Annotated in this window: 1 protein-coding gene; it reads right to left on the bottom strand. The window is 67.7% G+C overall.

All coding sequences use genetic code 11. The annotated features are described in order from the left end of the window. Positions 1-57: 57 nt before the first annotated feature. A complete protein-coding gene (locus FPZ41_RS46505) occupies positions 58-1,296 on the bottom strand; it encodes an IS256 family transposase (RefSeq protein WP_152870924.1) in 1,239 nt (412 codons plus the stop codon). Positions 1,297-1,433: the final 137 nt, after the last annotated feature.

Genomic DNA, 1,433 nt, shown 5'->3' with positions numbered 1-1,433 from the left:
GCGGTCACGTCCGCTGGAGTGGTGTATCGACGGCCACTCGGTGATCTCGTTTTGAGGCTATGCGGTGAGTTCGGTGGGCAGGACGGTGTCGTCGGTTTCTGACTCGATCGGGTGGAGGCGGGCCTTGGCCAGCAGTTCGCGGCCCATGTAGCGGCGGGCCTCGGTCCACTCGTCGTTCTGCTCGGCCAGGACCGCGCCGACGAGCCGGATCACGGCGGTGCGGTCGGGGAAGATGCCGACCACGTCGGTGCGGCGGCGGATCTCCTTGTTCAGCCGCTCTTGCGGGTTGTTCGACCAGATCTGCCGCCAGATCTCGCGGGGGAAGGCGGTGAATGCCAGCAGGTCGTGTTGGGCGGCGTCCAAGTGGGCTGCGGCTTTGGGAAACTTGGCCTCCAGCGCGTCCAGGACGTGTGTCATCTGGGCCTTCACGGCGTCGGTGTCGGGCTGTTCGAAGACAGTCCGCAGCAGCGTGGCCACCCAGGGCTGGGCCGATTTCGGAACCTGGCTCAGCAGGTTGCGGGCGTAGTGGGTGCGACAGCGCTGCCAGGACGCGCCGGGCAGCACCGCACCGATGGCGTCGACCAGGCCGGCGTGGGCGTCGGAGACGACCAGCTGGACCCCGCCCAGGCCGCGGGCGATCAGTGAGCGCAGGAAGGCGAGCCATCCGGCGCCGTCCTCGGCTGTGGCGACGTCCAGGCCGAGGATCTCGCGGTGACCTTCAGCGTTGACGCCGACTGCGATCAGGGCGTGGACGTTGATGATGCGGCCGCCTTCGCGGACCTTCTGCGTGAGCGCGTCGACCCAGACGAACGCATACGGCCCGGCGTCCAGAGGCCGGTTACGGAAGGCTGCGACCTGCTCATCCAGGTGCCGGGCCATCGCGGAGACCTGGGACTTGGACAGCTGGGTCACCCCAAGGGACTCGGCGAGCTTCTCGACCCGGCGGGTGGAAACACCGAGCAGGTAGGCGGTGGCCACCACCGAGATGAGGGCCTGCTCGGCCCGACGGCGCCGTTCGAGGAGCCAGTGCGGAAAGTAACTGCCCTGCCGCAGCTTGGGGACGGCGAGTTCAACCGTCCCGGCCCGGGTGTCCCACTCGCGCGGGCGGTAGCCGTTGCGATGGTTGACTCGCTCGTCGCTGACCTGCCCATACTCGGCGCCGCACAGGGCGTCGGCCTCCGCCGACATCAGCGCGTCGGCGAACGTCTTGACCATCGCGCGCAGCAGGTCGGGACTCGCCGCGGCGAGATTGTCCTCCGCGAGAGCGTGCAGGGGCACACTGTCTGGTGCGGTCATCGTGCTGATCTCCTTCAAAGACTTGGTCGTCTTGAAAGATCAGCCGGTGGCCGTTCGTCTATGCGGGCCTCATCCCGACGCTGGAGCAAACCCCCAGATCAGGTCAAAACCCGTACACCACTTCTCGGGACTCAACC

Source organism: Streptomyces acidicola, from assembly GCF_009377235.1.
In the GTDB taxonomy this organism is placed as follows: Bacteria; Actinomycetota; Actinomycetes; order Streptomycetales; family Streptomycetaceae; genus Streptomyces; species Streptomyces acidicola.
This window is presented reverse-complemented; position numbering and strand designations above follow the sequence as displayed.